Source organism: Rheinheimera sp. UJ51 (genome assembly GCF_020819615.1).
Classification (GTDB): Bacteria; Pseudomonadota; Gammaproteobacteria; order Enterobacterales; family Alteromonadaceae; genus Alishewanella; species Alishewanella maricola.
Map to the genome: position 1 here is coordinate 101,266 of NZ_JAJHOG010000004.1, position 25,363 is coordinate 126,628.

The 25,363-nt window shown below is 47.0% G+C and carries 26 protein-coding genes; 16 read left to right on the plus strand and 10 right to left on the minus strand.

Features of this window, described 5'->3' with window-relative positions; genetic code table 11:
• Nucleotides 1-18 precede the first annotated feature (18 nt).
• From rplI to alr, 3 genes are all read left to right on the plus strand, one after another.
• Complete coding sequence (rplI, locus tag LMJ53_RS06365; protein WP_226749523.1) at nt 19-471, plus strand: 50S ribosomal protein L9; 453 nt, start codon at nt 19-21, stop codon at nt 469-471.
• 186 nt (nt 472-657) lie between these two features.
• Nucleotides 658-2,043, plus strand: coding sequence for a replicative DNA helicase (gene dnaB / locus LMJ53_RS06370; protein ID WP_226749954.1), 1,386 nt, complete (start codon nt 658-660; stop codon nt 2,041-2,043).
• Nucleotides 2,043-3,131 carry an alanine racemase gene (alr, locus tag LMJ53_RS06375; protein ID WP_229585319.1) on the plus strand — a complete coding sequence of 363 codons (1,089 nt, stop codon included), beginning with the start codon at nt 2,043-2,045 and terminating at the stop codon, nt 3,129-3,131. Before dnaB ends, alr begins: the two co-directional genes overlap by 1 nt.
• Before the next feature lie 27 nt (nt 3,132-3,158).
• Here alr and LMJ53_RS06380 read toward each other — a convergent pair whose 3' ends face one another.
• A complete protein-coding gene (locus LMJ53_RS06380) occupies nt 3,159-3,623 on the minus strand; it encodes a chemotaxis protein CheX (protein WP_229585320.1) in 465 nt (154 codons plus the stop codon).
• 99 nt (nt 3,624-3,722) lie between these two features.
• Entirely contained in the window at nt 3,723-4,160 is a 438-nt protein-coding gene (locus LMJ53_RS06385; RefSeq protein WP_226749526.1) for a transcriptional repressor, read from the minus strand.
• 187 nt (nt 4,161-4,347) lie between these two features.
• Here LMJ53_RS06385 and LMJ53_RS06390 point away from each other — a divergent pair, with 187 nt between their 5' ends.
• From LMJ53_RS06390 to LMJ53_RS06425, 8 genes are all read left to right on the plus strand, one after another.
• Entirely contained in the window at nt 4,348-4,578 is a 231-nt protein-coding gene (locus LMJ53_RS06390) for a DUF2798 domain-containing protein (protein WP_229585321.1), read from the plus strand.
• A 26-nt stretch (nt 4,579-4,604) separates the two neighbouring features.
• Nucleotides 4,605-5,579: a tRNA dihydrouridine(20/20a) synthase DusA gene (gene dusA, locus LMJ53_RS06395; RefSeq protein ID WP_267867456.1), complete on the plus strand. Its 975-nt coding sequence runs from the start codon at nt 4,605-4,607 to the stop codon at nt 5,577-5,579.
• Nucleotides 5,580-5,829: 250 nt separating this feature from the next.
• The gene (locus LMJ53_RS06400; RefSeq protein WP_229585322.1) at nt 5,830-6,024 is read left to right on the plus strand and encodes a hypothetical protein; all 195 of its coding nucleotides are present in this window, start codon (nt 5,830-5,832) and stop codon (nt 6,022-6,024) included.
• Nucleotides 6,025-6,054: 30 nt separating this feature from the next.
• A complete protein-coding gene (locus LMJ53_RS06405) occupies nt 6,055-6,489 on the plus strand; it encodes a copper chaperone PCu(A)C (RefSeq protein WP_229585323.1) in 435 nt (144 codons plus the stop codon).
• An 8-nt stretch (nt 6,490-6,497) separates the two neighbouring features.
• Nucleotides 6,498-7,475, plus strand: a complete 978-nt coding sequence (locus LMJ53_RS06410) for a DUF2333 family protein (protein ID WP_229585324.1) — start codon at nt 6,498-6,500, stop codon at nt 7,473-7,475.
• A gap of 4 nt (nt 7,476-7,479) precedes the next feature.
• On the plus strand, nt 7,480-8,226 hold the full coding sequence (locus LMJ53_RS06415) for a TIGR04219 family outer membrane beta-barrel protein (RefSeq protein ID WP_229585325.1): 747 nt from the start codon (nt 7,480-7,482) through the stop codon (nt 8,224-8,226).
• A gap of 89 nt (nt 8,227-8,315) precedes the next feature.
• Nucleotides 8,316-10,433: a response regulator gene (locus LMJ53_RS06420; protein ID WP_229585326.1), complete on the plus strand. Its 2,118-nt coding sequence runs from the start codon at nt 8,316-8,318 to the stop codon at nt 10,431-10,433.
• Nucleotides 10,434-10,532: 99 nt separating this feature from the next.
• Nucleotides 10,533-12,749 (plus strand): EAL domain-containing protein, encoded by a 2,217-nt coding sequence (locus LMJ53_RS06425; RefSeq protein ID WP_229585327.1) that lies wholly within the window; start codon nt 10,533-10,535, stop codon nt 12,747-12,749.
• A gap of 49 nt (nt 12,750-12,798) precedes the next feature.
• On the opposite strand, the gene ppa is transcribed toward LMJ53_RS06425, so the two are convergent.
• The gene (gene ppa / locus LMJ53_RS06430) at nt 12,799-13,326 is read right to left on the minus strand and encodes an inorganic diphosphatase (protein WP_226749535.1); all 528 of its coding nucleotides are present in this window, start codon (nt 13,324-13,326) and stop codon (nt 12,799-12,801) included.
• 72 nt (nt 13,327-13,398) lie between these two features.
• Nucleotides 13,399-14,379: a class 1 fructose-bisphosphatase gene (locus LMJ53_RS06435; RefSeq protein ID WP_229585328.1), complete on the minus strand. Its 981-nt coding sequence runs from the start codon at nt 14,377-14,379 to the stop codon at nt 13,399-13,401.
• A gap of 145 nt (nt 14,380-14,524) precedes the next feature.
• On the opposite strand from LMJ53_RS06435, the gene mpl reads away from it, so the two are divergent.
• From mpl to panP, 5 genes are all read left to right on the plus strand, one after another.
• The gene (gene mpl, locus LMJ53_RS06440) at nt 14,525-15,883 is read left to right on the plus strand and encodes a UDP-N-acetylmuramate:L-alanyl-gamma-D-glutamyl-meso-diaminopimelate ligase (protein WP_229585329.1); all 1,359 of its coding nucleotides are present in this window, start codon (nt 14,525-14,527) and stop codon (nt 15,881-15,883) included.
• Nucleotides 15,883-16,503: a flavin prenyltransferase UbiX gene (locus tag LMJ53_RS06445; protein ID WP_226749538.1), complete on the plus strand. Its 621-nt coding sequence runs from the start codon at nt 15,883-15,885 to the stop codon at nt 16,501-16,503. The genes mpl and LMJ53_RS06445 overlap by 1 nt, the downstream gene beginning before the upstream one ends.
• A gap of 21 nt (nt 16,504-16,524) precedes the next feature.
• Nucleotides 16,525-17,451: an ABC transporter ATP-binding protein gene (locus tag LMJ53_RS06450; protein ID WP_229585330.1), complete on the plus strand. Its 927-nt coding sequence runs from the start codon at nt 16,525-16,527 to the stop codon at nt 17,449-17,451.
• Nucleotides 17,448-18,218, plus strand: a complete 771-nt coding sequence (locus tag LMJ53_RS06455; protein WP_229585331.1) for an ABC transporter permease — start codon at nt 17,448-17,450, stop codon at nt 18,216-18,218. The genes LMJ53_RS06450 and LMJ53_RS06455 overlap by 4 nt, the downstream gene beginning before the upstream one ends.
• 122 nt (nt 18,219-18,340) lie before the next feature.
• The gene (gene panP / locus LMJ53_RS06460; RefSeq protein ID WP_229585332.1) at nt 18,341-19,987 is read left to right on the plus strand and encodes a pyridoxal-dependent aspartate 1-decarboxylase PanP; all 1,647 of its coding nucleotides are present in this window, start codon (nt 18,341-18,343) and stop codon (nt 19,985-19,987) included.
• 22 nt (nt 19,988-20,009) lie between these two features.
• On the opposite strand, the gene frdD is transcribed toward panP, so the two are convergent.
• From frdD to LMJ53_RS06490, 6 genes are all read right to left on the minus strand, one after another.
• Complete coding sequence (gene frdD, locus LMJ53_RS06465; protein ID WP_229585333.1) at nt 20,010-20,399, minus strand: fumarate reductase subunit FrdD; 390 nt, start codon at nt 20,397-20,399, stop codon at nt 20,010-20,012.
• Nucleotides 20,396-20,785 carry a fumarate reductase subunit C gene (locus LMJ53_RS06470; protein ID WP_229585334.1) on the minus strand — a complete coding sequence of 130 codons (390 nt, stop codon included), beginning with the start codon at nt 20,783-20,785 and terminating at the stop codon, nt 20,396-20,398. Before LMJ53_RS06470 ends, frdD begins: the two co-directional genes overlap by 4 nt.
• A gap of 9 nt (nt 20,786-20,794) precedes the next feature.
• A complete protein-coding gene (locus LMJ53_RS06475) occupies nt 20,795-21,508 on the minus strand; it encodes a succinate dehydrogenase/fumarate reductase iron-sulfur subunit (protein WP_229585335.1) in 714 nt (237 codons plus the stop codon).
• Entirely contained in the window at nt 21,508-23,283 is a 1,776-nt protein-coding gene (gene frdA, locus LMJ53_RS06480) for a fumarate reductase (quinol) flavoprotein subunit (protein WP_229585336.1), read from the minus strand. The genes LMJ53_RS06475 and frdA overlap by 1 nt, the downstream gene beginning before the upstream one ends.
• Before the next feature lie 27 nt (nt 23,284-23,310).
• Complete coding sequence (locus LMJ53_RS06485; protein ID WP_229585337.1) at nt 23,311-24,204, minus strand: prenyltransferase; 894 nt, start codon at nt 24,202-24,204, stop codon at nt 23,311-23,313.
• Nucleotides 24,205-24,516: 312 nt separating this feature from the next.
• Nucleotides 24,517-25,353 (minus strand): DUF72 domain-containing protein, encoded by an 837-nt coding sequence (locus LMJ53_RS06490; RefSeq protein ID WP_229585338.1) that lies wholly within the window; start codon nt 25,351-25,353, stop codon nt 24,517-24,519.
• Between the last annotated feature and the right edge of the window lie 10 nt (nt 25,354-25,363).

Here is a 25,363-nt window from a genome sequence, read left to right on the forward strand (position 1 = left end):
TACAGAGGGGTATAGACAATGCAAATTATTTTGTTAGACAAAGTCTCGAACCTTGGTGGTTTAGGTGACAATGTAACTGTTAAGTCTGGTTATGCTCGCAACTTCTTATTCCCACAGGGTAAAGCAGTGCCAGCAACTCAGGCTAACATTGAGAAATTTGAAGCACGCCGTGCTGAATTAGAAGCCAAATTGGCCACTGATTTAGCTGCGGCAACTGAGCGTGCAGCAAAAATCACTGAGCTTGCAGAAGTGACTATCGCTTCTAAAGCGGGTGACGAAGGCAAGCTGTTCGGTTCTATCGGTACTCGTGATATCGCTGATGCGATCACTGAAGCCGGTGTTGCTGTTTCTAAAGCTGAAGTTAAATTACCAAACGGTACTTTACGTGAAACTGGCGAGTTCGAAATCGATCTGCAGTTACACGCTGAAGTTATCGCAACAATCAAAGTTGTTGTGATCGCTGAAGCCTAAGGCATTAAGCACACTGCCCTGCGGCGGTGTGCTTTCCTCTACTCCACGTTCCTGCTTACTATTTTACTCTGCATCACACCTCGCATTACCCTAAGATTTTTTCAGACTTTACTTTGACTTCTGCGCGCTGCAGGTTAGCATGACAGACAGTATTCCGTTATTTCCCCTCGGCAGTTTGAACACCCTATGAGTAACGTAAAAGATAAGCAAGTCGCCGCCATTAAGATGCCGCCGCATTCTATTGAAGCTGAACAGTCTGTGCTTGGTGGCATGATGTTAGACAATGAAGCCTGGGATCGCGTCTCAGAAAAAGTGGTGGAGCAAGACTTCTATTTACGCTCGCACCGTTTTATTTTCAGTGCGATGTCACGCTTAGCTGAAGCCAATCAGCCAATAGACTTAATTACCGTTTCCGAAGCCTTAGAAGCCAATCAACAATTAGATGATATTGGTGGTTTTGCCTACTTGGGCGAAATAGCTAAAAATACGCCCAGTGCCGCCAACATAATGGCCTATGCGGAGATCGTCCGTGAGCGTGCTGTGGTGCGCGACATGATCTCAGTAGCGCATGATATTGCCGATGCCGGCTATGATACGCAAGGACGAACCAGTGCCGAATTACTCGACTTTGCCGAAACCAAAGTGTTTAAAATTGCCGAGCAACGCGCCAACGCTAACGAAGGTCCTGAGCCAATTAATAATATCTTGGCGAAGACCATTGATAAAATCGATGCTTTATACCGTAGCCCGCAAACAGGCGTAACGGGGCTTTCTTCGGGTTACACCGATTTAGATAAAATGACCAATGGTTTGCAGCCTTCCGATTTAATTATCGTGGCGGCACGCCCATCGATGGGTAAAACCACCTTTGCGATGAACCTGTGCGAACATGCTGCGATTACCAGTGATAAGCCGGTATTAATTTTCAGCTTAGAGATGCCCGCCGACCAAATCATGATGCGGATGTTGGCCTCGTTGGGCCGGATCAATCAAACTAAGGTACGCACCGGCCAATTAGAAGATGAAGATTGGGCGCGCTTATCATCCGCCATTGAGTTACTAAACAGCAAAGGCAAAATGTATATTGATGATGCTTCAGGTTTAACCCCAACAGAAGTGCGTTCTCGGGCACGACGCATAGCCCGAGAGCACGGTGGCCTGAGTATGATCATGGTCGACTATCTGCAGTTAATGACGGTGCCAGGCATGTCAGAAAACCGCACCTTAGAAATCGCTGAAATTTCTCGTTCATTAAAAGCGCTGGCCAAAGAATTAAAAGTGCCGGTGGTGGCCTTGTCGCAGTTGAACCGCTCGTTAGAGCAGCGGGCAGATAAAAGACCGGTTAACTCAGACCTACGTGAATCGGGCTCTATTGAGCAAGATGCCGACTTGATTATGTTTATTTACCGGGATGAAGTGTACAACGATGAAAGCCAAGATAAAGGTTTGGCGGAAATCATCATCGGTAAACAGCGGAATGGCCCCATCGGCAAAGTGCGCTTAACCTTTCATGGCCATTACTCGCGCTTTGATAATTATGCCGGCAGTGCGCGTTTTGAGGACGAGTATTAATGAGTCGGCGTCCTGTTGCGCAGATCGATCTGCTGGCGTTACAACAGAATTTACAGCGGGTGAAGCAATTAGCGCCAGACAGTCAGGTGCTCGCGGTGTTGAAAGCCAATGCCTACGGTCATGGTTTAGTGAAGGTGGCACAAAAACTGACTGCCGCTGATGCTTTTGCCGTGGCGCGCATTGATGAGGCACTCGCTTTGCGAACCGCGGGTATTGTTAAACCCATAGTGTTGTTAGAAGGGTTTTACGAGGCGGCAGAGTTACCCTTATTATTAGCTAATAACCTGCAAACCATTGTTCATAACGAGCTGCAATTGCAAGCGTTAGAGCAGACGCCGTTAGATGGCCAATTAAAGGTTTGGCTGAAAATTGATACGGGTATGCACCGTTTGGGCATTGCCCCTGCTGAAGTGGATAATATGTATCGACGTTTGTGGCAATGCTCTAACGTGTTGCCCGGCATTCGTTTGATGAGTCATTTTAGTTGCGCTGATGAACTTGATTCAGCAACCACTTCGCAGCAGCTCGCGTTATTTCAACAGCTGTGTGCCGATAAAGCCGAGCAACACAGTTTAGCCAATTCTGCGGCAATTTTAGCCTGGCCTGCCACGCATGGCCAATGGGTTAGACCCGGCTTAATGCTGCATGGTATTTCACCTTTTGCCGGTAAACAGGGGGCGGATCATCAATTGCAGCCCGTGATGCGCTTAAGTAGCCGTTTAATTGCTATCCGTAAGGTGAAGGCGGGTGACACGGTCGGTTATGCTGGGCTTTGGCGAGCAAAAACAGATACTTTTATCGGCGTGATCGCGGTGGGTTATGGTGATGGTTATCCCCGGCATGCGGCGAATGGCACGCCGGTGTGGCTAAATGGCCGTGAAGTGCCTTTAGCGGGTAGGGTATCAATGGATATGATTACCGTTGATTTAGGTCATTTCTGCAAAGATAAGATCGGTGATGAAGCGGTATTGTGGGGGCCCGAACTGGCAATAGAGCGAGTGGCCGCTCAAGCAGAAACCATCGCTTATGAATTGCTGTGTAATATTACGCCACGCGTGCAGTATCAGTATTTAGGTGATAACGGCTGAGGATACCCAGCCGTTTGTGCGTTATCGCTATTTATCAAAGGTCACTTCAATGTGCACTTTGCCAAAGTCTGAAGTGAACGGCATTAAGATCGTAGGGCCTTCGCAGCGATGAGTAATGGTGTGGTTTTTGCCAGACACAATAATCGGTGTGGCCATGGTAAATTCGTAGCCTTTGTCGCCTAACATCCGCTTAGCGCCGCCGGTAACCATATTAGTAATCTCACCAACCATGTCGGTAACATCGGCATCTATTTTTGTTGGCCGCTCGCCTAGCATCCGAAACATAATTTCAATGGCTAACGACTCATCAAAGCTAACCGAAAAAGACCCTTTCATGGTGGGTCCAACCATCCCAATTAAACCAGAGACATCGCCATTTGCAATTTCATTCTTTTTAATGCGAGGCTGTCCCGGCACAATTTTGGTATTGGCCATCGTCGATAACACATTGACCAAAGAGGACAGAAATGGGTTTACGTATTCAACATTCATTTAAATGCCTTTGGAATTTATACAAGCGTTCGCCTAACACGCAATACTAAGCCTAGAAGTTTTTTTAGGGTAATACAAGCATGATTGCTCGCAAGATACTTAATTTTCGCGGCAATTCCGACACTTACCTCGAGCTTCAATGGTTTGATGGTGAATATCAAATCCTTGCAAGGCCGCTTGACGGCTAAATTCGGTTTGCAAAGCGCTAGAGTGCAATTCGGTAACATTGCCACACACTTCACAAATCAGTAACTGTGCAGGGTGGTGTTTTTCAAAATGATGACACAACATAAAGGCGTTGCTAGATTCAATTTTGTGGATAAAACCTTGTTCTGTCAGAAACTCTAAAGCGCGATAGATGGTTGCCGGTTTAGCGGCGGGTTCGCTTTGTTTTAACTGCTCTAATAAATCATAAGCACCTTGGCCACCTTGGTTTTCAGCCATTAAACGAAAGACCTTTTCGCGGATCGCGGTAAAGCGCGCGCCATTTTGCACACAGATGGCTTTGGCTCGTGACACTAAACTCTCAGTTGACATACTTAGTCTCCACTCCATTTCTGGTGGCAGTGTACCATATTGCTTGCACACTGCCAGCTTGCGGATGTTGTTAGCTAATGTCATTAGCTTGCTGACAACAACTGCTTTCTGCTTAGGTTTTTGGTATCATTACCGGCAGTTTTATTGGTGAGTCACTCACTCTTTTGTAGAGATAAATAAAAATCTTATGCCTCGATTACCCGCGAAAACGGCAGGGCTGGTTATGCCCTTGTTATTATCTATTATGATGACCTGTATTGTGTCCTTGGTGAGTACGCTAAGTAGTCTGGGTTGGTCTGCATTTACCTTTACCGGTTGGTTATCCGCTTGGGGTTTGTCTTGGGTAATTGCTTTTCCTACCTTGTTATTGGTACTGCCTATGGTGAAAAAACTCACTAGCTATTTGGTACATGCCTAATTGCGCTGTTAAGAGGACATCCTGTTTTGACGCTAAAATTGTTACCGCAACGACTCTCCGTTGCCCCCATGCTCGATTGGACCGATCAGCATTGTCGTTATTTTCATCGCTTGATGAGCCAGCATGCGGTGTTGTACACCGAAATGGTCACTACCGGTGCCATTATTCACGGTAAAGGCGATTACCTGGGCTATAACGAACAAGAGCATCCGTTGGTATTGCAATTAGGCGGCTCTGATCCAAAGGATATGGCCACTTGCGCTAAACTGGCGGAACAGCGTGGTTATGATGCAATCAATATTAATGTTGGTTGTCCGTCAGATCGCGTGCAAAACGGCATGTTTGGCGCCTGTCTTATGGCGCAGCCGCAGCGGGTAGCTGATTGCGTGAAAGCCATGCAAGATCAGGTTGCGATTCCCATTACAGTAAAAACACGTATTGGTATTGATGATTCAGATGAATATCAATTTTTACAAGATTTTGTGCAAATGGTGGCGGGTGCGGGGTGTCAGCAGTTTGTGATCCATGCGCGTAAAGCGTGGTTAAAGGGCTTAAGCCCAAAAGAGAATCGAGAAGTTCCACCGCTTAATTATGCGCGGGTTTACCAGTTAAAACAGGATTTCCCGACGTTAGATATCAGTATTAACGGCGGTATTAAAACCTTAGCTGAAGCCGCGACACATTTAACACAACTTGATGGTGTGATGATTGGGCGAGAAGCCTACACTAACCCTTACATGTTGAGCGAAGTGGATGCGCAGCTTTATGGCGATACGCATCCGGTACTTTCGCAGCATCAGCTAGTGCGGCAGATGTTACCTTATATAGAGCAGCAGATGCAGCAAGGAGCGCGGTTTTGGCATATTGCCAGGCATATGCTCGGGCTATTTCAGGGCTTACCGGGAGCACGTCAATGGCGGCGTTTACTCAGTGAGCAAGGCCATCTCAGCAGCGCCACTCCGGCCTTACTTGAAGCGGCTTTGGCCAAAGTACCTGAGTAAGCTAAATCTTAAAAAAGTGGTGATTTTCGCCACTTTTTTTATTTTCAGCTATCGAAAAATCACCTTAGCATTTCGCTGTCTTTAGTTATTTTACATATAATTCAAAGCTTTACGTTTTTCCTACTGACTGGCACGGCACTTGAAACAACTTAGGTATGTTCCTGATTCTAGGATGATGCTTAAGCAAGGAGCCGTCTATGCCATTGTTAATGCCGTTAAACCGCCTGTGTCATCATAAGGCAGGTGGCAAATGATGTTATTTCAACATGATACCCTGCTGTTGATTTACCTTATGCCGTTACTTGGCTTTATTTTAGGCATGTTACCGGCTTTGGTGGTGTGGCGCTTTAGTAAGCCTCGTCGCAAAAAACACCAACGATTGAACAAGCTGCACGGATCAAAACCGGATTTACACTGTCGCTGTAGTGGTTTTGGTGTAAGATAAAGGCAGGTCAAACCAGCAAGGATAAGTAAGATGCGCTATTTTTTCTTTATGTGCTGCAGTGCTTTGTGTTTAGCCAGTGCGGCATTAAGTGCAGCTGAGCTGCAGTTAACACATGCAGAAGTGCGTGCGCCCTTGCCCGGTCGTACGGTAACGGCAGGTTACTTTCAATTGCAAAATGACTCGACAAAATCCATTGAGTTAGTCTCTGCTAGTAGCCCTGCTTTTGAGGTAATTGAACTACACCAACATATCGAACAAGACGGCATGATGCGCATGGTTGAAGTGGCCAGCATTGAAGTGGATGCCGGTGCGCGCTTGATTTTTGCCCCAGGCGGTTTACATATGATGATGTTTACGCCAACGCAACCGCTGGTGATAGGTGAAACGGTACCGGTCACTCTTCAATTTAAAGACGGTAGTCAGTTACAGTTTGCATTTCCGTTAGTGGCCATGCCACGCCGATAGGAGAAACCATGAATAAATCTATGATTGGCAGTTGGTCTGCCATTATCTTGTTATTGTTGTTTTGGATGCTGAGTTGGTGGGTCAGCCGAGAGCCCGCCATGGTGTTACCCGCCACTGCAACAAACAGCATGAGTACTGAGCAGCAGCGTGTTGCTGGCTACAGTACCACTACCGCTTTAATTCAAGTAAGTGAAACCCTGTTAAACAAGCCGGGCGGTTATATGGCAAATGATGTCTTACCGCCTTTTAGCTTGCTAGACAATATGCCTGCTTGGGAATTTGGTGTACTAGAAATGTCACGTGATCTAGCGCTAGCCCTGCGTAAAGATTTCAGCCGTTCGCAATCCCAATCGGCCGAAAATGCGTTTCTTAAAGTGGCGCAGCCGCAATTAAATATTGATCATCAAAGCTGGATGTTACCCAGCGCCGAATCAGAATACCGTAAAGCGATTGAGCAGTTTTATTTGTATCGCCAAGCTTTAATGGATCCAAAACAGAACGATAGCCAATTTTATGCCCGTGCGGATAATTTACGCGATTGGCTAAAGAACGTTGAAAAGCGCTTAGGCAGTTATTCGCAACGCTTAAGTGCAAGTGTAGGGCAGGAGCGTTTAAATACGGATTTAGCGGGTGATGCTGCCGCACGGCAATCTACAACGACCCCCGAAAAACAGTGGTTAAAAACCAGTTGGTGGAAATTGGATGACGAATTTTACGAAGCCCGTGGTGCGACATGGGCGTTATTACAGTACCTGCGGGCGATTGAGGTTGATTTTGCTGATGTACTAGAACGTCGTAATGCCATGGTCAGTTTGCAGCAAATTATTCGCGAACTGGAAGCGACACAACAACCGATTTGGAGCCCAATGGTGTTAAACGGTAGTGGTTTTGGGGTGCTCGCTAACCATAGTTTAGTGATGGCCAATTATATTTCACGCGCTAATGCGGCATTAATTGATTTATCAGAGTTATTAATACAAGGATAGTAAAATGAAAAGATGTATGGGTGTAGTGGGTTCTTTGTTGCTGTTAAGCACGACAGTGCAAGCAGATACCGTATTAGGTCTCTATGCCGGTGCCGATTTCTGGCAAACTCAAGTGAATGGCGGTTTCGCTAATTCTGAGCAAACACAGGCCTTTAACTTTGAAGATGAATCTCAGCAATCGTTTTACTTGGCGTTAGAGCACCCGTTGCCGCTACTGCCTAATTTGCGTATTCAATATCAAACATTGGAAACGCAAGGTAATACGCTGCTCAATAGCACTTTTACTTTTGGTGGCATCAATTACAGTCAAGGGACTAACATAGCCACTGAACTGGATCTTAGCAGTACGGATTATGTCTTGTATTATGAAGTGCTAGATAATGGCTTAATCACACTCGACCTAGGTGTCACTGCGAAACATTTAAAAGGCTATGCCTCTGCCCGTTCAGCTTCCGTCGGCGCGATCCAAGATATTAACCAAGTTGTGCCGATGCTGTATGTCGATACGCGTATTGGCATCCTCGGTACGGGGTTAGATGTGTTTGCAACGGCGAATGCAACGCGCTGGCAAGACAGTCATTTATATGATGCTCAAGCGGGAATTGGCTACCAGCTGGTTGACAATTTGCTGATAGATCTGCGCCTGAAAGTGGGTTATCGCACAGTCGATTTACGTTTGGATGATATCGATGATTTGTACGCCGATTTACAATTTAAAGGCGCTTTTGCCGGCGTAGAATTGCACTTTTAGTTAAAAAAAGCCTAAGTATTCTGGTTTGACTTGTTACTATTAGCCTTAAGCCATATAGTAACCGTCTTTATTATGCCGTAAAGAGCACGATGTTGACGCCGCTTTTCCGAAATCTTACGCTTATCTATGTCGCCGCCTGCCTTATGCTGGCGGCCGTCTTATTTAGCTGGCAAGTCCGTGTCGCCGATCAACAGGCGCAGCGCCAGCTGCAGCAGTATGCCGATCTGTTAAAAATCAGTTTAAGACCCTTGTTATTACAAACGTCAGCTGAGCAGCTTAGTTCCCATCTTAATGAATTACAGTACAGTGCCTTACTACCGATTGCCGCACTCGGCGTCTATCAATCTGATGGCATACAATTAGCCAGCACCGGTGCCTTGACCGCATTACCGTCTAAAATTGACACGCAAGGTCGGCAATATCAGTTGTTACAAACTGAACAAGGTCGGGTGGCGTTACAACCTTTGATGATTTGGTCTGCCTCGTCAGGTCAATTTGATCATTTTAAAACGCCCGATGCTTTTCTATTAATCCTACCGGAAACCGCCGAAAGTTGGCCGCCAGTGCTGTTACCGCTGAGTATTAGTGGGTTAATTTTTACTGTATTTTTTATGCTAACGGTATGGCTGGTCTATCTGTGGCAACAACAACGCAACCTATGGCTTAATCGCCTGACAGCCGATGATACCGAAACCTGTGCGCTGTCGCGTGTGCCGTCTGATGTACAGGCGTTATTTGACTGGCGTGTGCAGGCAGAGCAACAGCAACTGAGTTTGCAGCAGCAGCTGGAGAGTGCGGCGCAACAGCAGCAATTATTGCAACAGCAATGTACGGCACAACAACAGCAAAGCAGCGCCTTGACCGAGCAGGCTGACATACTGCGCCAACAAATGTCAGCGTGGTTACAGCACTGTAAATTACTGTGGCAGCGACAAGAGCAATTATCAGTGGCGGTGTTTCAAACGTTATTGCGGTTGCATTTTTTGTATGGGCTCTTTCAGTTTAATCCGCGTAATTTAAAAAAAGATCCGTTATCGCTGGTGCACTGGTTACCGCAACAGTTTAATGCTTTGCATAAGATCCTGGCACAAGGAACCAGTATTGATTGGGTAGAAGGCCCAGACAATATACATTTTGATGTATTGTTAGACGAGGAAGTGCTGCAAGCCAGTTTACAAGCGATGTTGTTGTTGGCGGTACGCTCTGAGAATACTCAGCGTATTTTGTGCCGAGTCACCTTAGAAGCCACAGCGCAGCCTCATCTGCTGCTGCATCTGAGCTGTGATGGCAATGGCTTACCTGCGCATATTACCGAGCATATCAGCCAGGCCAAATCGTCCAGCTGGCAATGGCGCGATGTGGATGTGGCGCTATTACAATTGATGGCCAAGTTGTTACAGGCTGAGTTACAGGTGCAATCATTAGAAGGGCTCGGCTCTAGTATACGTTTGCGTTTTCCGGTGGCGCTAAAAGCGGTAACTTTTAATAGTCCGGTGGATCGCTTACTGGTGTTTGATCAAGATAGCGATAGGTTACAGGGCCGTTTAGCGGGTTTAGCCAGCCAAGCGGTGCAGGTCAGTGCTTGCAGTCATTTTACCGAGTTAAAACGCAAATTAGAGCAGACTGCGCCACAGCGTTTATTATTGTTTTTGCCGGCGGAACAACCCAATGAAGCTTGGCAGCAATTGCTATCCTCTTATCAAGCCAGTATTAACATACAAGCTTTTGCTACAGAGTTAACGTTATCGCATTGGCAAGCAGTACTGCCTTGCTTAGCGAGTGCAGAGTTTAGTTTAATGATGCTACAGCAACATGCTGTCGAAGTGTTAAAAAGCCAGCGGCATAAAAGTTTATTAGTGGTCGACGACAATGAAACGAACCAAGCTTTTATTAATATCCTGCTGCAAAACAAGCCGGTGCAGCTCGCTTCAGCTTTAACCGGTAAGCAGGTGTTACAGCTGTGCTTGCATCAGCAATTTGATATGATTTTATTAGATATTCGTTTGCCTGATATGTCGGGTATTGAAGTAGCGAAACAGTTGCGAGCTTTACCCGGTTATCAACATACACCCATTTTAGCGTTTACCGCGCATGCGTTACCGGCAGAAATTGCCGAATTTAAAAAAGCAGGCATGGATGATATCTTGTTAAAGCCGTTAGAACCGAGTAAATTTGCAGCACTGTTGGCGCATTATCAGCTACATTAAAAATCTAAGCTATGCGCATACCTATTAGGGTATTAGCAGCACGCCCTTTGCAGTTAGGAAGCGGTTAAATTAGCAGGACGTTAATATAAAGGTTGGCCGATGATACAAAATAACGCAGATGAAGGATTTCTGTTTTTAGCAGACGATGAGCATGCGCCGATTACACCGATGCATGATCTCGACGTTTGGCACTTGTTGATCGTCGATGACGATGAAGAAATCCACACCGTAACCAAGCTGGCGCTGAATGATTTGATCGTGCTGGGTAAGCGTTTGCAATTTCACCATGCCTACTCTGGGCAGCAAGCCATCGATTTTTTACTGAAACAGCCTGATACGGCGTTGGTTTTACTCGATGTGGTGATGGAGACCGATGACGCCGGTTTACAGGTCGTGCGGCGTATTCGTGACGAATTGCGAATGGAAGAGTTACGTATTGTCTTGCGCACCGGTCAGCCAGGTTATGCGCCTGAAGAAAGTGTTATCAAAGAATACGATATCAATGATTACAAAACGAAAACAGAACTGACCCGCAGTAGACTGGTTACCTCGATTATTTCTTCCATTCGTTCCTATCAGCAAATTAAAACCATTAATCAAAATCGTCTTGGTTTACAAAAAATCATCAGTGCCGGTGCCAATTTATTGGAACAGCATTCATTACACGAATTCTCTGAAGGCGTAGTCACGCAAATTTCTTCGTTAATTGGTTTGCACGCTGAAGGTGTCTTGTGTGCACAAATTGAAGATGATGGCTCGGCGAGTGATCGTATTTATGTGTTGGGTGCGGCTGGGCATTACGCGCCCTACATCAAATGCCAATTAGAACGCTTAGAGAACAAACGGATTGTTGAACAAATTAATCTGTGCCTCTTGAGTAAACGGCATATCTTCACGGAACGAGACACCGTTTTATACTTAGGCAACGAGAAACACAATGCCGCTGTTTATATTGAAACCAATCGGTCTATTGATGCAGCTGATCAGCAACTTATCGAAGTATTTTTAACTAATATCTCGATTGGTTATGAGAATGTCGCTTTATTCCAACAGTTAAGACATGCGGCCTACATTGACCCGTTAACCAAAACGCCCAATCGTAATGAGTTTATTCAAATCTTGCAGGATACGCGACGGTTTGAACCCGACAATATGGTTGCCGTACTGGTGGATATTGATCATTTCTCAGATGTGAATGATGGCCTGGGCCAAGAGGTGGGTAATGAACTGCTGGTTGCTGTTACGCTGCGCTTGATTGAACATTTTGGCATTAGCTGCCAGTTGGGTCGAGTGGGGGCGGATGTCTTCGCCTTAGTGGGGCCAGAAGACCAGTTAACCCCTTCACGGTTAAAAGCGGTATTTAGTACACCATTTCAAGCGTTTGAGCATAGCCTGCAAGTTAATGCTACCTTTGGTCTTTGTCATTTACGCGACTCGGGTGAGCAGGGTATGGTTATTATGAAGCATGTTTATATTGCGCTGAATAAAGCCAAAAAGACTTTGGGAGTGCACCATCAATATTACGAGCCTTCGATGGAGGATGAAGTCAGTAATCGCTTAAACATGTTGCGTAAGCTCAGAGCCGACTTTGCCCTAGACAAATTGGAGTTATGGTATCAGCCACAACTGTGTATCAAAACGCAAAAAGTGGTTGGAATGGAAGCCTTATTACGTTGGCCACATCAGCCGAATCAATATATTTCACCGGCCGTGTTTATTCCGCTGGCGGAGTATTCAGGGCTGATTGTGGAGATTGGTTTATGGGTGCTAGAGCAGGCTTGTCAGCAATTACAGCGCTTAGCCGAGGCCGGTTATACTAATCTGCGCATTGCCGTGAACGTGTCGATGCCGCAATTTCGTTCAGCACAGTTTGTGCCCTCGGTTATCGAAACCATTCAGCGTTATCAGGTTGCGCCACACCTGTTAGAGCTGGAAATCACTGAATCGGTGGTGATGGACGAACCGAATAGGGTGATCAGTGCATTACAAAAGCTGAAAAGCTTTGGTATCAAGGTCGCGATAGATGATTTTGGTATCGGCTTTTCGTCGTTAAGTTATTTACAACAATTACCACTGGATCGCATTAAAGTAGACAGAGCTTTTATTAATGCAATGGATCAGCCAGATGGTGGCTTAATTGCTGAAACCATTATCAATTTAGGTAAGCGTATTGGCTTACAAACCATTGCTGAAGGCGTAGAAACGGCAGAGCAGTTGGCGGTGATTACTCAAATGCAGTGTGATGAAGTACAAGGTTATTTCTTCGCGAAACCGCTGCCACATGCTGAATTAATGGCGTACTTAGCAGAAAATTAATGCGGTTAAACGCCATAAGCCAGTGATGCTAGCTTATGGCGTAATGAGGTTACTTGCTCGCGCGTTCAAATGAGGTCATGATCTCGGCTTTGGCGGCAGCAACATCACCCCAACCCGTTACTTTTACCCACTTACCGCTTTCCAGTTCTTTATAACGTTCAAAGAAGTGCTGAATTTGTTTTTTCAGCAGTTCAGGCACGTCATTCACATCATGGATATGATCATACAGTTTCGTCAGTTTACTGACTGGAACCGCTAATACTTTGGCATCTTGGCCTGCTTCATCTTCCATATGCAGAACGGCAACCGGACGACATTTGATTACCGCACCTGGTACTAATGGATAAGGTGTTGGCACTAAAACGTCAACTGGGTCCCCATCTAACGATAAGGTTTGGTTAACGAAACCATAGTTACAAGGGTAGAACATCGGGGTCGACATAAAGCGGTCAACCCACACCGTGCCAGTATCTTTATCAACTTCGTATTTAATCGGGTCAGCATTCGCTGGAATTTCAATAATGACGTTAATTTCGTCTGGCAGATTTTTACCTGCAGCTACATCGCTTAAGCTCATCGCTTGGTCCTCTGGTTAATGGCTGGGCGACATTATAATGACGCCCGTAAAATTCGCTATAAGTTATTGGTCTTAGTTGGGCTGCTTAGCATGATAGCCAATACAGGTCTCGACCTCATGTTTTGAGCCTAAAATAACGGCCACACGCTGGTGAATATCGGTGGGTACGATATCCATAATACGTTCATAGCCGGTTGAACTTGCCCCGCCGGCTTGCTCTACTAAAAAGCTCATCGGGTTAGCTTCGTACATTAAACGCAGTTTATCGGGCTTGCTCGGATCTTTGTTATCGCGTGGGTACATAAAGATACCGCCACGGCACAATACGCGATGCACATCACCGACCATCGCGGCGATCCAGCGCATATTAAAGTTTTTGCCACGAGGCCCTTCCTTGCCTTTTAGTAAATCGGCCATATATCCCTGCATAGCAGGCTGCCAAAAACGTTGGTTTGACATGTTAATCGCAAATTCGGCGGTGTATTTAGGAATAGTCGCCGTGTCTTCGGTTAATAAGAAGCCGCCATAGGTTTTATCTAAGGTGTACAGACGCGTGCCTTTACCGGTCGTTAGCGCTAACATGGTCGACGGACCATAGAGCACATAACCTGCGGCGACTTGTGCCGTACCGGGTTGTAAAAATTGACTGGCATCGTCAGCCTCTTTTGCTGCATCAGCAGGAAGAATTGAGAAAATGGTGCCGAGTAGGCTGTTAATATCGGTGTTAGATGAGCCGTCGAGCGGATCAAACGTGACTAAGTAACGCCCATTAGGGTTACCCGGTACTATGGTGTCTTCTTCTTCAGAGCTAATCGCTTTGACAACACCGGTTTCTAAGATAATTTCTTTGAGTAATTCGTTGGCGATAATATCGAGTTTTTTTTGTGTTTCGCCTTGGACATTTTCGGCTAGGGTTGAACCTAAAACACCGGCCAGTTCACCTTGACTTACCCGAAAGGCAATTTCACGACAGGCAGCGAGAATAGTTTTTAAAAGCGAGATCAGGTCTGGATCCACGCCATCTTGTTGCAGTACGGGGGAGATGCGACGCATTATAGTAGGTCCTTTTCTTATCGGGTCAGAGGGTTGCTGTTTACAGCAATAGTTATTTTAAAGAAGTTTTCCTTAAATTGCAGTTTTCATCGCAGCTTTATCTGCATTTGTTACAATAGCCGGCGATTGTTAAGAGAAAAGATATATGCATATTCATATTTTAGGTATTTGTGGCACCTTTATGGGAGGCATCGCCGCATTAGCGAAAGCCTTGGGACATCACGTCACCGGCTCCGATCTCAATGTTTACCCGCCAATGAGCACGCAACTGCAACAGCTTGGCATCAGTTTAACGCAAGGTTACGATCCTGCCCAGTTGGAACCGGCACCTGACTTGGTGATTATTGGTAATGCGCTGTCTCGCGGCAACCCCGCGGTAGAGTATGTACTTGAGCACGGTTTAGCTTATAGCTCAGGGCCGCAATGGTTATCCGAGCAACTCTTGCAGCAGCGCTGGGTGATTGCCGTCGCCGGCACGCATGGTAAAACCACCACCGCCAGTATGTTAGCTTGGATCCTCGAGTATGCCGGTTTAAAACCGGGCTTCTTAATTGGTGGTGTGCCACAAAACTTCGATTGCTCTGCCCGTTTAGGCGATGCGCCGTTTTTTGTGATTGAAGCTGACGAATATGACACCGCGTTTTTTGATAAACGCTCGAAGTTTGTGCATTACCGGCCACGCACCTTAGTGATTAACAACCTTGAATATGATCATGCGGATATTTTCCCAGATTTGGCAGCCATTCAACGGCAATTTCACCATTTATTGCGCACGGTACCGGCTTCAGGTTTAGTGGTGTCGCCGGAAGGTGTACCGGCCGTAGCGCAAACACTCGCCTTAGGCTGCTGGAGTCAACGCGAAGCTTATGGTACCGATTGGCGAGTCGCGTTAACGGTGGCGGATGGTTCGGCATTTCAGGTGTTTTGGCAACAACAGTTGCAAGGTAGCGTCACTTGGCAGCTAACCGGCCAGCACAATGTCGATAACGGTATGATGGCCATTGCCGCGGCTCGTCATGCGGGTGTGCCGGTTGCCGTCAGTATTGAAGCTTTAGCCCGTTTTATTGCGCCGAAACGTCGCATGGAATTAAAAGGGGCGCCGGGCAATATCGCCATCTATGATGATTTTGCACATCACCCCACGGCCATCGAAACGACCTTGAAAGGTTTACGTGCCAAAGTGGGCCAGCAACGTATTATAGCCGTATTGGAACCACGCTCGAACACCATGCGACTGGGCGTGCATCAAGCCGCGTTACCGCAAGCGTTACTCAGTGCCGATGAAGTGTTACTGTTTGAACCACGCAATGCCGGTTGGTCGATGAGTGAATTGGTTGCGCGGTTACATGGCCCGGCCAGTGTGAGTTACGATATTGATGAATTATTGACGCGTTTAGTGGCAACCGCTCAACCCGGTGACAGCATTGTCATTATGAGTAATGGCGGCTTCGGCGGGATTCATCAGAAACTACTGACTGCCCTCACAGATAAATGGAACACTTAATGAATCAATCCCCAACAGAAATCACCTTAGCCTTTACCGGGGCATCAGGTGCGCCCTATGGCTGGCGCTTATTAGAATTGTTGTTAAAGCAACAGGTCAAAGTGCACTTGCTGATTTCTAGTGCGGCGCGGGTGGTCTTTGCTACCGAACATGATATTAAGTTACCCGCCGCCGCTGAGCGCTGTGCTGCGCAATTACAGCAACATTTTCAATGTGACGCTGAATTGCTCAAGGTGTATGGCAAAGATGATTGGTTTTCACCGGTGGCGTCTGGCTCAGCGGCGCCGCGGCAGATGGTGGTGTGTCCCTGCTCAACTGGGAGTCTGTCGGCGATTGCTCAAGGCGCCAGTGATAACTTGATAGAGCGCGCGGCCGATGTCGTTATTAAAGAGGGCGGTAAGTTAATTTTAGTGGTGCGAGAAAGCCCACTCAGTGCCATCCATTTAGAAAACATGTTAAAGCTAAGTCGGCTAGGGGTTTGTATTATGCCTGCCGCACCTGGCTTTTATCATCAGCCACAGCAGATCAGCGATTTAGTGGATTTTATGGTGGCACGTATTCTCGACCAGCTGGGTTTGTCGCAGCAATTAGTCGCACGTTGGGGCTACGGTGGTAACTAAGTATTCAAAGAGGAGTTAACGTTGGAAATTGCACTGGATATTTCAGATCTGCATAAAGTTTATGGCAGCGGCACGGTGGCGTTGTCAGGCATTGATTTGCAAGTTAAGCAGGGTGATTTCTTTGCCTTACTTGGCCCGAATGGCGCAGGTAAAAGCACCACTATTGGTGTGATCAGTTCGTTGGTGAATAAAACGCAAGGTAAGGTGCGGGTGTTTGGCTTCGATATCGATACACAGTTAGAAGCAGCGAAAAGTTGTTTAGGGCTGGTACCGCAAGAATTTAACTTTAACCAGTTTGAAACGGTGTTACAGATTGTGATCAATCAAGCGGGTTATTATGGGGTACCGAAAACGGTGGCGTTAAAACGCGCCGAAAAGTACCTCGGGCAGCTTGGTTTGTGGGAAAAACGGTCGGCGCCGGCCCGTGAGTTATCCGGGGGGATGAAGCGGCGTTTGATGATAGCGCGGGCGCTAATGCATGAGCCTAAACTATTGATATTAGATGAACCTACCGCCGGTGTGGATATCGAATTACGCCGCTCGATGTGGGAGTTCTTAAAAACCATTAATCAGCAAGGTGTCACCATTATTCTAACCACACATTATTTAGAAGAAGCCGAAATGCTCTGTCGCAATATTGCCATTATTGATAAAGGCAATATTGTTGAAAACACCACCATGAAGGCATTGCTGGCCAAGCTGGGCAAAGAAACCTTTATATTTGATGTGGCACAGTTGCCTGCAAATTTACAATTAACCGACTTTGTTTGGCGACAGTTAGATGAACAAAGTATTGAAGTAGATGTAGAAAAATCGCAAGGTTTAAACCCTATCTTTAGCCAACTGAGTGCACAAGACGTCAAAGTGCTATCGATGCGCAATAAAGCGAATCGTTTAGAAGAGTTGTTTGTCGCTTTAGTAGAGCATGGTCGGGAGGCAGCAGTATGAGAAGCCAGTACTTGATTGCATTACAAAGTATTTTAAATAAAGAAATTACTCGCTTTATGCGGATCTGGGTGCAAACCTTGGTGCCACCCGCCATTACCATGAGTTTGTATTTTGTTATTTTTGGTAGCTTGATTGGCTCACGTATTGGTCAGATGAATGGCTTTAGCTACATGGAGTTTATTGTACCTGGCCTAATTATGATGTCGGTGATCACCAATTCTTACACTAATGTTGCCTCATCGTTTTTTAGTGCGAAGTTTCAACGCAATGTAGAAGAGTTGTTAGTTGCGCCAGTGCCAAATTTTATTATCGTGCTGGGTTATATTGGCGGTGGTATGGCCCGTGGCATGTTGGTTGGTTTAATCGTAACCATCTTGTCGTTGTTTTTTGTAACGATCCAAATTCATAATTTGGCGATCATTATTGTTACGGTGATTTTAACGTCTATGCTGTTCGCCTTAGGTGGCTTAATCAACGCGGTGTATGCGAAAACCTTTGATGACATTAGTATTATCCCCACCTTTGTCTTAACGCCATTAACCTATTTGGGTGGGGTGTTTTATTCGTTGACATTATTGCCTGGTTTTTGGCAAAAAGTTGCCGCTTTAAATCCAATAGTGTATATGGTTAATGCCTTTCGCTATGGTTTCTTAGGGTATTCAGACGTCAGTCTGTGGTTAGCGCTAGCGGTAGTTTTAGGATTTATCATCGTTTTATTCAGTTATGCCATGTATCTTATTAACAAAGGTATAGGTTTGCGTAGCTAAATACTAAATCCCGGATACAGGGATATGATTTTTGCAGACATTTAATGGTTGCAACCATAACACCCCAGGTTGGTGTATAGACCAACCTAGGGTTAATCGAATGCAGCAAGGTACTGACAGGCATGAATGACCAAACAAAACGCCAAGCAACCGCTTCGGAAGAAGCGTTGTGGCGGATCTTTACTGTACCGGAAGCGCCGGACTCGACACTGAGTATTATTGAGCAGAATTTGTCGCAGAATTTGGCTGGTTTTTTAAACGAGAGCATTGTTGCTGTCGAAAAACCGCTATGGCAAATCGAACGGGATTTTCAGGCATACCAGATCCCAGAACAACCCAGTTTTGTCTCTGACTATACCGAAAGCATTATGCAAAAGCTGGTTGCACACTCGGTGCATACAGCAGCGCCCAGCTTTATTGGCCATATGACGTCAGCCTTACCCTATTTTGTGTTGCCGCTATCGAAAATGATGGTAGGGCTTAATCAAAACTTGGTGAAGATTGAAACCTCGAAAGCCTTTACGCCATTAGAGCGGCAAGTGCTCGGCATGATGCACCATTTAGTGTACGGCGAGCGCGAAGGTTTCTATAAAAAATGGATGCACAGTGCCAATCACTCGCTCGGCGCGTTTTGTTCTGGCGGCACCATTGCCAATATTACCGCCTTATGGATTGCGCGTAACAAACTGCTGAAAGCTGAGGGTGATTTTAAAGGCATTGCAAAAGAGGGCTTATTCCGCGCGATGCAGCATTACGGTTATCAAGGTTTAGCCATTGTCGTGTCTGAGCGGGGGCATTACTCGTTAGGTAAAGCGGCAGATGTGCTTGGCATTGGCCGTGATTCGGTTATTTCGGTAAAAACTGACGCGAATAACAAAGCCGATATTACCGAGATGCGCCGGGTGTTAAACGAGCTACAGCAAAAGCAAATTAAAGTATTAGCGATTGTCGGAGTGGCCGGCGCGACAGAAACCGGTAACGTGGATCCGTTAGATAAATTGGCCGATCTGGCGGCAGAATATCAGTGTCATTTCCATGTTGATGCGGCCTGGGGCGGTGCGACGTTATTTTCGGCTAAGCACCGAACCCTGCTTGCGGGCATAGAGCGCGCCGACTCGGTGACCATTGATGCGCATAAACAAATGTATGTGCCAATGGGCGCTGGCATGGTGGTGTTTAAGCATCCGTCTGCGGCGAATGCGATTGAGCATCATGCCGAATATATTTTGCGTAAGGGCTCGAAAGATCTCGGCAGCCAAACCTTAGAAGGGTCTAGGCCGGGTATGGCCATGCTGGTGCACGCGTGTTTGCAAGTGATTGGCTATAAAGGCTATCAGATCTTAATTGAACGCAGCATCGAAAAAGCCAAGTACTTTGCCACGCTGATTAGCCATAATATTGATTTTGAGCTGATCACTGAGCCTGAACTGTGCATTTTGACCTACCGCTATGTTCCTGCGCAGGTGCAAAAAGCGCTGGCGCATGGCACGCCTGAGCAACGCCGCCGTATCAACGAGCTGTTAAATGGTTTAACGCAGTTTATTCAAAAACGGCAGCGGGAAGAGGGGAAATCTTTTGTTTCTCGTACCCGGTTAACTCCTGTGCGCTATGATCGACAAGAAACGATCGTGTTTCGTGTGGTACTGGCGAACCCCCTTACCACAGAAGAGATTTTGCGTGAGGTCTTAGTGGAACAAGATCAGTTGGCGCAATTAGACAAAGACTTCTATCCCAGATTACGCCAATTTGCTGCTGATATCTTAGCTTAACCCTGACTCTGACGCTGCGGCGTCAGGGGGGGTAGCTTGCACTTAGGCCTAAATACCAAAAATACAGCGCCAGCACACTTAACAAGCTGGCGCTACCATAGCAGAGCACTTTACCCCAGCCGCCCGCTCTGAGCATTAAGTCATGCATACCATGATGCACGCGGTGCATGGCATGAAACAGGGGCAAACACAGCCCCGCGCCCACTAGCACTAAGCCTGCTAATCCCCAATAATCGCTAAAGAGCCACTGGCGTATTTGGGCATAATCTAAAGCGTTTTCCGGTAATAATCCCAAAGGATAAGCAATCGCGAGGGTAAGAATTAACCCTGGGATCAGCACGGCAAAACACACACCGCCGGCACTAAATAAAGCCCACCAAATCGGTTCATCAGAACGGGTCGGTTGCGTCATAGCACACCCCCTAATAACAATGCGAGTAATAACGCCACGCTGAGTGTGCCAAGCCATTGCCCCGCAATCATTAACGGCGCCGGCAAAATGGGTAACACCCGAGGAAACAATTCAAAAAAGGTTTTGGCATGAAACAAACTAGCAAAAAAGGTCAAAAGGTTTAGGCCAATCACCCAAGGGGTGGCCATAAAGGCAAGCCAATTCAACCAGCTTTGTTCGCTATGTTGCAAACTGTAAAGGCCTGTTAGCAGGCAACCACAAAAAAACAATAAGGGTAAAACGGTTGCTTCACGCAGCATATAACGTTGATAGTAGCCATGCTTTAACCACCAATTGCGCCGCAGTTGACTCTGATAGGCTCGGTTAACCTGACGGGGTTCTGACATGATGCGCTCCTAAGGTTTAAAGATACCAATCACAAAGTCAGCAGCAGACGCTACTTTACCCTGATTGACGGCAGCGGCCGGATCGAGTTGTTTTGGGCAGACATCCGAGCAAAAGCCGACAAAGGTACACCCCCAGACGCCATTTTTACCGTTTAGCTGCGGCATGCGCTGTGCTTTCCCCTGATCGCGACTATCGAGATTATAACGCTGGGCTAAAGTCAGTGCGGCAGGGCCTAAAAATGCTGGGTTTAAACCAAATTGCGGACAGGCGGAATAACATAAACCACAATTAATACAGTTGGAAAACTTAGCATACTTCGCCAGCTGTTTTGGTGTTTGCTGATGCGGCTGTGGGTGGGTGTCGTGGTTAATGAGGTAAGGTTTGACTGCCTGCAAATGGGTTAAAAACACTGACATATCAGAAATCAAATCTTTTTCGGTGGCAAAGTGTGCTAAGGCTTCCACCGTGATGTCATCTTTATAATCACGCAGAAAAGTTTTACAGCCAAGCTTCGGTATGCCATTGACCATCACGCCACAGGAGCCACAAATAGCCATGCGGCAAGACCATCGAAAAGCCAGCGTTGGATCCAGTTGCTGCTGAATATATAACAATGCATCGAGCACCGAGGTGCTGTCATCGCAGGGTACAGTGAAATGCTGCGGATGCGGTTTGTGATCTTGCTCTGGGTTGTAGCGTTGAATCACCAGTGTTTTCTGCATTAACGCTGCTCCTGTTGGCTGGGCTCTGCACCATAACGTCTGACCGCCGGTTTGCTCTGAGTGATACGCACGGGCTGATAACGAATACTGGCGGCACCTTGCTCGGTTAACTGGGCTAGGCTATGTTGTAGGAAGCGCTCATCATCACGCTGTTGCATACCTTCATCGATCCGTTGATGAGCGCCTCGAGACTCTTGCCGTGCCAATGCACTGCTGACCATAGCGTTGGCCACATCTAAGCCGAAGCCCAGCTCATAATGTTGAATTAACTCAGTATTAAAGACCTTACTGTGGTCGCTGACGAACACCTGTTGATAACGTTGCTGCAAGTGTGCCAGAGTAGCTAAACATTGTTGCATACCCGCAGTATCACGATAGATGCCACAACCTTGTTCCATTGCCAGTGTCATCTCATGGCGAATTGCGGCGACACTGTCGGCGCTTTTTACGCCGAGTTTGGCTTGTAACTGTTGCTGTTGCTGCTGGCAGTACTGATCCACTTCAGTGCGAGCAGCGGCCTTTGCCGTTTTAGCAAAGCTGGCCGCTTGCTTACCGGCAACATGGCCAAACACCAGTAATTCGCTTAAAGAGTTAGATCCCAAGCGGTTGGCCCCGTGCAGCCCCACAGAGGCACATTCGCCGACGGCAAATAAACCGGCGATACTGGTTTGGCATTGGGCATCAGTTAAAATACCCCCCATGGTGTAGTGCACGGCCGGTCTGATCGGTATTAAGGCTTTTGCGGGATCGACATTGACATAAGCCTTAGCTAATTCACAAATAAAGGGCAGTCGTTGTTGCAGATGGCGTTCGCCTAAATGGCGCAAATCTAAATAGACAACCGCATGCCCCTGACAATCACCCGTTCGGCCCTGCTGCTGTTCATGCCAAAAGGCTTGCGATAATTTATCGCGCGGGCCCAGCTCCATACATTTATTTTCCGGCTTACCCAGCGGGGTTTGAGGGCCTAGGCCATAATCTTGCAGGTAACGGTAACCGTCACGATTGAGTAAAATGCCGCCTTCACCTCGGCATGCTTCGGTAATTAAGATGCCAGAGCCGGGCAAACCGGTTGGGTGGTATTGCACAAACTCCATATCGCGCAGCGCGACACCATGCCGATAGGCCAGTGCCATGCCATCACCCGTAACAATGCCACCATTGGTGTTGTGGTGAAATACTCGGCCGGCGCCCCCCGTTGCCAGAATGACGCTTTTGGCATGGATCTGATACAGTTCGCCAGTGTTGAGTTTTATGGCAAGCACACCAACTATCTGTTGCTCATGTACTAATAAATCTAAAACAAAAAACTCATCTAAGCGCTGAATATTCGGGTATTTAAAAGATGTTTGAAACAACGTATGTAAAATATGAAAACCGGTTTTATCTGCGGCGAACCAGGTTCGCTCGGTTTTCATGCCGCCAAAGCGTCTGACTTGAATACTGCCATCCTCGCGTCGGCTCCAAGGGCAACCCCAACGTTCTAAATTAACTAATTCTTCATAGGCATGCTGCACAAAATACTCGACGACATCTTGGTCTGCTAACCAATCGCCACCCGTAACAGTGTCCTCAAAGTGGCCTTGCATACTGTCTTGCGCCAAGGTCACTGCGGCGGCCCCTCCTTCGGCAGCAACGGTATGTGATCGCATGGGATACACTTTAGATAACAGGGTGATCCGACAAGCCGGATCGGCCTCTGCAGCAGCGATCGCCGCTCTTAACCCCGCGCCACCCCCACCTATGATGGCGATATCCGTTTCTAGTACCTGCATCTAAAATCCTTAAAAGTGTGCGAGTGTTTAAACTGCCGCCCAAGCAAGGCCGGCACAAAGTAACAAGGGATACACATGGCAAAGTATGACGTTTATCCCAAGATAGGGGCTAAGTTCGGTCGGTTGGTCGGCATACTTAAAAATGCCCGGCAGTAACTTCAGCAATAAGGGTAAACTGAGTAAGCCTAGCAAGGATTGCCAGGGGAGTAATTGCATAACAACGGCTATGATCAATAAGCCATAACTGGCTAGCAATAAAGCAGTAAACACCATGGCACTGCGTCGGCGACCAATAACGATGGGCAGATGGTTTCGGCCGACTTGACGATCCGCTTCAACATCAGGAAATTGATTTAGTAGCAGTAAATTACTGACTAACAAACTGATAATCATCGCCAGTACCCAAGCACCGGCGGTTAAGCCCCCAGCAAACACCCAAAAGGCGCCCAGTGTCATCAGTAAGCCAAAGCCAAAACCGGGTGCCAATAAGCAGGCTAAGGGATGTTTATTCAAATACTGAGTATAGGCATAAATAATCAGCACACCGGGAATACCAATCAACAGTAATTGCCAGCTTTGTTGAAAGCTCAGATAAAGACCGGCAAGAATGACCACACATAACGAGATAATCGCCAGTTTCAGCGCAATATTACTGGCCTCAGGGTGGTTTACTAAGGTACCACTGCCGCCACTAAATGGCGTACGCTGGGTTAAAAAATCGAGCCCAGATTTAAAATCAAAGTATTCATTAAAGGCATTGACGCTGATATGAGCACTGAGCGCAATTAAGGTCACCAGTAGGTAGTTTTGCCATGTTGACATGGCCACCATTTGCCAGCCTGCCGTAGCAGCCAATAACACACACACTAGCGTTAAAGTAAGAAAGTTTGCGCGACTGACGCCGAAAAGTACTGCAAGCAAGATCATATCCTTATGTTGTTTAATAAATACAATACGTTGAGGCTATGCTTATTGAGTATGGCGGCAGGTTGCAGTAACGGCTGTGTCCTGCTGTAGCCGGCACAACACTCACAGAGCTCAGCAGCATCAGTAAAGCCTGTCAGCCGTTAGCTGCGGCATAATGCCAAACATCAACCCTGTCATAGTAAGGGAATTGTGTTAACAGCGGTTTGATCTACATTATGATTGCGTTGTTTAGTGGCAACACCTGCGCAAGCCAGTGAGCGAGCTTATTTAAAGGTTAGGAGGAGTTATCAGGAAAAGCAAATAGCGCTACCATAAGGCTAATTGGTCGCGCTGCTCGCCTGGCCAGGGGGCAAGTACCGCGTGTTGTAGCTCAGGCAGTTGATGTTGTAAATCACGGGTAAATTGCCGTGCTAACGCAGGTGCCCCCTGATTGTCAGGGGTATGAAAATAGCAATAGGGTGTTTTACCTGCACGCAGCCAGCTGGCAATTTTAGTTAGCCAAGGTTGGTAATAATGCTGGTTAATGCTGGCGTCAGCACAACCAATAAAGCGCATCACGGGCGTTTCAGTTAAACAAATGGCATGCACCGGTAGGCGTGGTTTCTTTTGCTGTGCATCCAGCAGTGCAGGGCTATTAGCGGGTACCGAAAATAGCGCTCGGCTATCTAACACTACACGCTCGGTTTGATAGTGGCTCAGTAGGCGATTTAACTGCACTTCTGCTTCGCCTTTGTCAAAAAAAGCGGGATGGCGAACCTCAACACAAATGGGGGTTAACGGCCTTAAGATATCCAGTTGTTGCGTCAGCCAATCGAGATTGGCCGGGCCTGTGCTAGCAGGCAGTTGTAAATGGACCATACCCAATAACGGATGCAGCGGGCTGAGCAATTGCCACCAGGCTTGCAGTTCAGCGGTATTATCACTGTGTAACTGATGTGACAGCCGCGAAGGGACTTTTAATTGTAAGCGAAAGTCTGCAGGTAACAGCGAGGCCCAGCGTGCTATTGTTTTGGCATCTGGATCGGCATAAAAACTGGTATTGCCTTCCACCGTGTTAAACACGGCGGCATATTGGGCTAAAAAGGCGTGTTGCGGTGTATCATCAGGGTACAGGCTGCCTTTCCACTGCGGATTAGCCCACATCGGGCAGCCT

What these genes read in the sequence shown, in the direction of transcription:
- rplI (WP_226749523.1), top strand. Translation starts at nt 19, where the DNA reads ATGCAAATTATTTTGTTAGACAAAGTCTCGAACCTTGGTGGTTTAGGT.
- dnaB (WP_226749954.1), top strand. Translation starts at nt 658, where the DNA reads ATGAGTAACGTAAAAGATAAGCAAGTCGCCGCCATTAAGATGCCGCCG.
- alr (WP_229585319.1), top strand. Translation starts at nt 2,043, where the DNA reads ATGAGTCGGCGTCCTGTTGCGCAGATCGATCTGCTGGCGTTACAACAG.
- LMJ53_RS06380 (WP_229585320.1), bottom strand. Translation starts at nt 3,623, where the DNA reads ATGAATGTTGAATACGTAAACCCATTTCTGTCCTCTTTGGTCAATGTG.
- LMJ53_RS06385 (WP_226749526.1), bottom strand. Translation starts at nt 4,160, where the DNA reads ATGTCAACTGAGAGTTTAGTGTCACGAGCCAAAGCCATCTGTGTGCAA.
- LMJ53_RS06390 (WP_229585321.1), top strand. Translation starts at nt 4,348, where the DNA reads ATGCCTCGATTACCCGCGAAAACGGCAGGGCTGGTTATGCCCTTGTTA.
- LMJ53_RS06400 (WP_229585322.1), top strand. Translation starts at nt 5,830, where the DNA reads ATGATGTTATTTCAACATGATACCCTGCTGTTGATTTACCTTATGCCG.
- LMJ53_RS06405 (WP_229585323.1), top strand. Translation starts at nt 6,055, where the DNA reads ATGCGCTATTTTTTCTTTATGTGCTGCAGTGCTTTGTGTTTAGCCAGT.
- LMJ53_RS06410 (WP_229585324.1), top strand. Translation starts at nt 6,498, where the DNA reads ATGAATAAATCTATGATTGGCAGTTGGTCTGCCATTATCTTGTTATTG.
- LMJ53_RS06415 (WP_229585325.1), top strand. Translation starts at nt 7,480, where the DNA reads ATGAAAAGATGTATGGGTGTAGTGGGTTCTTTGTTGCTGTTAAGCACG.
- LMJ53_RS06420 (WP_229585326.1), top strand. Translation starts at nt 8,316, where the DNA reads ATGTTGACGCCGCTTTTCCGAAATCTTACGCTTATCTATGTCGCCGCC.
- LMJ53_RS06425 (WP_229585327.1), top strand. Translation starts at nt 10,533, where the DNA reads ATGATACAAAATAACGCAGATGAAGGATTTCTGTTTTTAGCAGACGAT.
- ppa (WP_226749535.1), bottom strand. Translation starts at nt 13,326, where the DNA reads ATGAGCTTAAGCGATGTAGCTGCAGGTAAAAATCTGCCAGACGAAATT.
- LMJ53_RS06435 (WP_229585328.1), bottom strand. Translation starts at nt 14,379, where the DNA reads ATGCGTCGCATCTCCCCCGTACTGCAACAAGATGGCGTGGATCCAGAC.
- mpl (WP_229585329.1), top strand. Translation starts at nt 14,525, where the DNA reads ATGCATATTCATATTTTAGGTATTTGTGGCACCTTTATGGGAGGCATC.
- LMJ53_RS06445 (WP_226749538.1), top strand. Translation starts at nt 15,883, where the DNA reads ATGAATCAATCCCCAACAGAAATCACCTTAGCCTTTACCGGGGCATCA.
- LMJ53_RS06455 (WP_229585331.1), top strand. Translation starts at nt 17,448, where the DNA reads ATGAGAAGCCAGTACTTGATTGCATTACAAAGTATTTTAAATAAAGAA.
- panP (WP_229585332.1), top strand. Translation starts at nt 18,341, where the DNA reads ATGAATGACCAAACAAAACGCCAAGCAACCGCTTCGGAAGAAGCGTTG.
- frdD (WP_229585333.1), bottom strand. Translation starts at nt 20,399, where the DNA reads ATGACGCAACCGACCCGTTCTGATGAACCGATTTGGTGGGCTTTATTT.
- LMJ53_RS06470 (WP_229585334.1), bottom strand. Translation starts at nt 20,785, where the DNA reads ATGTCAGAACCCCGTCAGGTTAACCGAGCCTATCAGAGTCAACTGCGG.
- LMJ53_RS06475 (WP_229585335.1), bottom strand. Translation starts at nt 21,508, where the DNA reads ATGCAGAAAACACTGGTGATTCAACGCTACAACCCAGAGCAAGATCAC.
- frdA (WP_229585336.1), bottom strand. Translation starts at nt 23,283, where the DNA reads ATGCAGGTACTAGAAACGGATATCGCCATCATAGGTGGGGGTGGCGCG.
- LMJ53_RS06490 (WP_229585338.1), bottom strand. Translation starts at nt 25,353, where the DNA reads ATGTGGGCTAATCCGCAGTGGAAAGGCAGCCTGTACCCTGATGATACA.